This is a genomic window from Coprococcus sp. ART55/1 (assembly GCF_000210595.1).
GTDB lineage: Bacteria > Bacillota > Clostridia > Lachnospirales > Lachnospiraceae > Coprococcus > Coprococcus aceti.
On sequence record NC_021018.1, the window covers coordinates 1,103,673 to 1,109,464 of the forward strand.

Consider the following 5,792-nt stretch of genomic DNA (forward strand, 5'->3'; position numbering starts at 1 on the left):
CTTCCTAATTATCATACAAGGAGAAATATGGATAAAATAGCGGTATTAATTCCATGTTATAATGAAGAAAAGACAATCTACAAGGTCGTAACAGATTTTAAGGCGGTTTTGCCTGATGCTACAATATATGTGTACGATAATAATTCAAGTGACAAGACATCTGAACTTGCAGAAAAAGCTGGTGCAGTTGTAAGAAAAGAGTATAAGCAGGGCAAAGGAAATGTTATCAGAAGAATGTTCAGGGAGATAGATGCGGAAGTGTATATCATGGTGGATGGCGATGATACATATCCTGCTGAATGCGCATCTGAAATGGTGGATGCGGTTATAAATAAAAATGCAGACATGGTAGTTGGAGACAGATTATCCAGTACATATTTTCAGGAAAATAAAAGACCATTTCACAATTTTGGAAACAGCATAGTAAGGTGGTCTATAAACAATCTCTTTAAGACATCTATAAAGGATATAATGACGGGATACAGAGCGTTCAGCTATGAATTCGTCAAGACATATCCGGTTATGTCAAAAGGATTTGAGATTGAAACTGAGATGAGCATCCATGCTGTAGATAGAAACATGCAGGTCGAGAATGTGATCATTGAATACCGAGACAGACCTGACGGAAGTGAATCTAAGTTAAATACATACTCAGATGGTATAAAGGTGTTGCTTAAATAGTGAAGCTGTACAAGAACTATAAACCATTTGGATTTTTTACAGCCATATCACTTGTTCTTGCGCTGTGTAGTATATTATTCTTCATTCCGGTACTTTCAGCATACTTTAAAACGGGAGTTGTGGATAGATTCCCGACGCTGATCGTCTGCGGCTTTGTGATGGTAATGGCAATCCTGTTCTTTGCGGTGGGAGTACTTCTCAGTACACTTAGAAGTCAGGACAAGAGAGACTTTGAGTATAAGCTGATCCAGGTTGACCATATGAAGAAAAATTCAAAGTGATCAATATTGAACAGGAGACAATAATATGCTTGAGTCGATAAGAATAAATAAAAAAGGTATTATTTTGATGATAATATCTTCAATATGTGCCTGTATAGGTCAGATGCTGTGGAAAATGTCTGCAGATAAAGGCCTGGGATATATGATCGTTGGTTTTGGATTTTATGGCGTTGGAGCTCTGGTGATGATAATTGCATACAGATACGGAAAATTATCTGTTTTACAACCGATGTTAAGCCTGAATTATGTTCTCAGTATAGTCCTGGCGGCTATAGTGCTTGGTGAGAAGGTCGGATTTGTAAAATGCATAGGTGTCCTTGTAATAATTGCAGGAGTAATAATGATAGCAGGAGGAGATACAGAAGAGTGCTGATATATTATTTTATACTTGTGATTATGACGCTCAGTGGAGCCATAGCTTCATTTTTTTTGAAGAAAGCATCTGCATCTGATAATCTCTTTTCTATGTTGAAAAACATTAATTTGTATATTGGTGGATGCTTGTATCTTGTATCAGCTTTGCTGAATATAGATGTATTGAGATATTTGGATTATTCGGTGGTTCTTCCTCTGACATCCATAACGTATGTATGGATAATGGTCATATCTTATTTCATATTGAAAGAAAATATTACGAAGAATAAAATTGTAGGTGTAGTTCTCATATTGATTGGGGCTGTACTTGTGTCAATGGCATAGCGTAAGACAAAAGAACGTAAGGGTAACAGCTGACGTTCTTTTTGTATATAGGAGATTAAGAATAATGAATAACAACTACAAATTTTTCCAGAACCGGGATTGCGAATTCTTCCCGTGCCATAAGGTAAAAGATGAAGATAAATTTAACTGCCTGTTCTGTTACTGCCCACTTTATTTTGATGAGAGCTGCATAGGCAGTCCTGAGTATATAGTGAATGGAAGGGGACAGAAGATAAAGGATTGCAGCTCATGTCTGGTGGTTCACAGACCGGAGATGTACGACAAAGTCATTGCTCATTTGCAGAGGCAGGAAGAGATACTGCATGTAGATTTGAGAAAGCTGAGACAGCAAATAAAGGACAGGTTGGTACAGATCACGCATATAAATGACATGGAGCCTGACATGCGTGTGGAACATCAGCGGGAGGCAGAAATAGTGCTTGACCGGATCATGAACGAAAAAAGCTTCGGAAACCTCAGTGGACTGCCAGGTGTCAGTATTGCTGCAGCCATTTGCGGTGGAGTGCGTTCATGAGGGCTATTTTGAATTTGGCAGGAAGAGGATAAAATGCAATGTCCTTGAACAGCTTGATCTGAGCAGCGTTGAAAATGGATATCTGTATGCATTCCATGCGCCGGAGATCGACATAGAAAGTGCGGGTTCGGTTCTTGAACAGTATTACATGGAGGCATTTCAGGTGGCGTGCATGGATGTTGTCAGAGTGTGGGTGCAGGGATATCTTGAGAGAAAGAACAGTGTATATGATAATCGGTATTGCAGCCCATCATTCGGTCCCGGATATTACGGAATGGGTATGGATACCATACATGAGTTGCTTGGACTTATGGATGCATCACAGGTAGGCGTGTCATGGAACGGAGAACGTATGTCACCGAAGATGAGTCTTGTTGGAACATATCTGATCGCGGGTGAAGATGTGTTTGCGGTGGATTCTGATTGCAGAGACTGTATTGGACAGAGCGGTGGCTGTGAATTCTGTATAAAGCACTGAATTTATACCAAGTAGGAGCAGGAGTGTTCTGCTCCTACTTAGAATTATAGTTATTAGTCCAAATCGAAACTAAAGACCGCTTTGTCGAAATTGCGGTTCTTTAAATCTTCATCTGAAATGATCCAAAAGATATTCCATAGACAACCAACGTTGTAACTATATTGAAACAGCAGATGTGTTTTTGCATTTACATCCGGAATATTACCACCCGTAGGATAACCGAATAATTTGTTTCCGTCATACGAAAGATATTCGATATCATAATCTGGAGCAACTTCTTCAAGACGGTCAAATAGGTCACAGTCAAGCACATCTCCCAGTGGCTGATAATCTGTGGTGAGTTCAAACTCGACAGCCTTTTCCTCAAAAGTTTCTGTAAAATACTTTGAATAATATGGAACAGGCGGCTCAGTTCTATTTAAATTTGACAGGTCGCCGTTGTACCAGATCACCTTGTGATAAGCCGAATTTTCGGGGGCGTCAGCAACGCTTTCAACCCATTTGTTGGTCTGGTGAATTGAGTCGATTTCTCCGCTCCAGAAAAAATATAAAATACCCGTGTGCGGAAGCTTGTTTTCAATATCCAAGTCGGCAATGTCCGTAAGATTGATTTGAGCAACAAGCTGCATTGCTGATTTTTCGTACCGCTCAGTGTCATCTCCGCGCTTGCAGGAATAGCCCGACATTGTGGGATATGGAATTTCGGGCGGAAGATCGGGAAAGCCACCGATTTTACTTGTGCCTTTTGCAATTACATTTTCTACATCCTTCACACACATTTTAATAGTATTTTTTCGGTAGTCTTTAATACTTTCTGCAATATCAGTGTGTCCTTCTTTAATAAGGAATTCCATCAAATCCATTTCGTGCATTTTCATTTTATACCCCCTAATCCCTATTTGTTAAAGTCAACACATTCATTATATCTAATATCGCCTAATTTGCATACACATTTAATGGCTACCCTACCTTGGGGATTGCCGCGCTAGAAATACCAGACTGACAGTAAGAGTCACAGCCTCGGTCACAGGTGCAGCAAACCACAAGCTGTTGCCTCCGATCAAAACTGGGAACGTCAGTATACACACGCTGCTGAGTATGATGTTTCGGAGCAGTGATATACACAGAGATTGCCCGGATTTCAGTATGGCCTGGAGATAGTAGGAGGTCATCAGGTTGATCCCAAATGGCACAAATGCAAAGAAGTACGCTCTGACACCAAGATCGGCAATGACACCAAGACCTTCATTCATATCTATAAACACATCGCAGAGCACCCTTGGAAAAAGTATTCCAAGAAGTGAGAACAGCACACCCATGATCAGGATGGTTGTGTAAGCCATTCTGTTTATGGCGTTTATTCTGCCTATGTTATTTGCTCCGTAGTTGGTCGAGATCACAGGTTGCACAGACTGACCAACTCCTGTGAACAGAGAATTGAACAGGATGACGCAGTTGGAGATGACGCTGTATATGGACAGGGCATTCTCGCCGCAGTACTTCAATATCTGTATGTTAAACAGCAGTACTATAAATCCATTTGCAAATTCATTGAAAAAGCTCGGGATACCGGCTGTCACGATATTCTTCATGCTGTTCAGGAGCCTGTGTGGCATTATGAAACGCAGCTCATTCTTCTTGCTGAGAAAATGTGATGAGGCGACAAGTATCTGGATCAGCATACCGATTACGGAGGCAAGTGCGGCTCCGCTGATTCCCTGCTTCAGTGGGAATACCAGTACAATGTCCATCACGATATTGAACACTCCACCCAGCAGGACGCCTGCCATGGCGCGGTTCGGATCATTGTCAGCCCTCACAAATATAGCTACGAAGTTGGAAAATACTGCAACCGGCAGGAATATATTTATATAGTGCATGTATGACATGGCATATGGGTATAGAGTGGCATTTGCACCCATGAGCCTCAGCAGTGATGGCATGCATGTTACGTACAGTATCCACAGCAGTGCGGTGACTGCTGCGATCATCATGAATGACACGGTGAAGTAGCGGTTAGATTTCACTGTGTTGCCACTTCCTCTGTGCACGCTCATCTGTACTGATCCACCTACGCCAAAGAGAATTCCGGTTGACATAAGTATGCACAGCAGAGGCGTTGTGATGCTCAGAGCGGCCAGGGCATCAGTTCCAACACCTTTGCCGATGACGATGGCATCAGTCAGGGTGTATATGGACATGACCATGGCACTTCCAAGGGAGGGAATGAGGAATTTGAAGTAAAGCTTTTTCAGATTGTCTCTTAACAGGTCCATTTGTAAATCTCCTTAACAAAAATAGTTTATAATTGAAAATCATTGAAAATCGGAAAGGCACATGATCGCGGGGACACATTAACCTGCCAGCCGCATAAAAAAAGAGCCAGATAAGATAAAGTATCTTATCTGGCTCATGAAAATTCTGATATGTTTTTATCGCGATTCATGTTCCATCCGGGAATCCTGCATCTGCAGAACACCTTGCAAGGTATATTAATATTCAACATACCGTCCGACTTGTGTTATTATAGCAGGAGGCATAAAAATGTCAAGGAGTAATAAGGGGGTATTATGGAGTATAGAGTGACAGATGCAAATGATATAGATATGCTGATGGATGTCAGATTGTCCATGCTTAGGATAGTCAATGATCTTCCTGCTGATTACATATTTGATGATGAATTGGTGGTGAGCAGCAGAAGGTATTTTCTTGAGGGTGATCAGACAACAGTTGTAGCTGTCAATGACGGAAGATGTGTGGCGTGTGCCAGTATGTCTTATATTGAAATAATGCCAACATTTTCTCACTCATCAGGAAAGAGAGCACATCTCATGAATGTATATACAGAAGAGCACTATCGGAGAAGAGGAATCGCCAGGCATCTTGTGAATATGCTTATAGGGGATGCGCGTGCACATGGCGCCACGGAGATAAGCCTTGATGCCACAGAAAGCGGCAGACCGCTGTATGAATCAGTGGGATTTAAGGCATCTGAGGAGTGCATGGTTATAGATATACAGCAATTATGATACTTTTGATAATAGACAGCTTATCGAGGTGCGGCGATCCAGAACCTGTTGCAGAGAATCCGGAGATGCGGCCTGGAAAGAAAATGGAT

The 5,792-nt window shown here is 41.5% G+C and carries 7 protein-coding genes and 1 pseudogene; 6 read left to right on the plus strand and 2 right to left on the minus strand.

The genetic code is table 11. The annotated features are described in order from the left end of the window. Positions 1–27: 27 nt before the first annotated feature. The 5 genes and pseudogenes from CCU_RS05245 to CCU_RS05265 all read left to right on the plus strand — a co-directional run bounded on the left by CCU_RS05245 (position 28) and on the right by CCU_RS05265 (position 2,674). A pseudogene (locus CCU_RS05245) lies at positions 28–962 on the plus strand (glycosyltransferase family 2 protein). Between the two features lie 25 nt (positions 963–987). Then, positions 988–1,335, plus strand: coding sequence for an EamA family transporter (locus CCU_RS05250; protein WP_015533837.1), 348 nt, complete (start codon positions 988–990; stop codon positions 1,333–1,335). Next, on the plus strand, positions 1,329–1,661 hold the full coding sequence (locus CCU_RS05255) for an EamA family transporter (RefSeq protein WP_330369830.1): 333 nt from the start codon (positions 1,329–1,331) through the stop codon (positions 1,659–1,661). The genes CCU_RS05250 and CCU_RS05255 overlap by 7 nt, the downstream gene beginning before the upstream one ends. Positions 1,662–1,725: 64 nt before the next feature. Beyond that, positions 1,726–2,196, plus strand: coding sequence for a cysteine-rich small domain-containing protein (locus CCU_RS14270; RefSeq protein ID WP_015533838.1), 471 nt, complete (start codon positions 1,726–1,728; stop codon positions 2,194–2,196). After that, a complete protein-coding gene (locus CCU_RS05265) occupies positions 2,153–2,674 on the plus strand; it encodes a hypothetical protein (protein ID WP_208896014.1) in 522 nt (173 codons plus the stop codon). Before CCU_RS14270 ends, CCU_RS05265 begins: the two co-directional genes overlap by 44 nt. Before the next feature lie 53 nt (positions 2,675–2,727). Here the strand turns inward: CCU_RS05265 and CCU_RS05270 are convergent, their stop codons facing one another. Both CCU_RS05270 and CCU_RS05275 read right to left on the minus strand, forming a co-directional pair. After that, positions 2,728–3,552, minus strand: coding sequence for a DUF1963 domain-containing protein (locus CCU_RS05270; protein WP_015533839.1), 825 nt, complete (start codon positions 3,550–3,552; stop codon positions 2,728–2,730). 87 nt (positions 3,553–3,639) lie between these two features. Beyond that, positions 3,640–4,950, minus strand: a complete 1,311-nt coding sequence (locus CCU_RS05275; protein ID WP_015533840.1) for an MATE family efflux transporter — start codon at positions 4,948–4,950, stop codon at positions 3,640–3,642. Positions 4,951–5,244: 294 nt separating this feature from the next. On the opposite strand from CCU_RS05275, the gene CCU_RS05280 reads away from it, so the two are divergent. Continuing rightward, entirely contained in the window at positions 5,245–5,703 is a 459-nt protein-coding gene (locus CCU_RS05280) for a GNAT family N-acetyltransferase (protein WP_015533841.1), read from the plus strand. Positions 5,704–5,792: the final 89 nt, after the last annotated feature.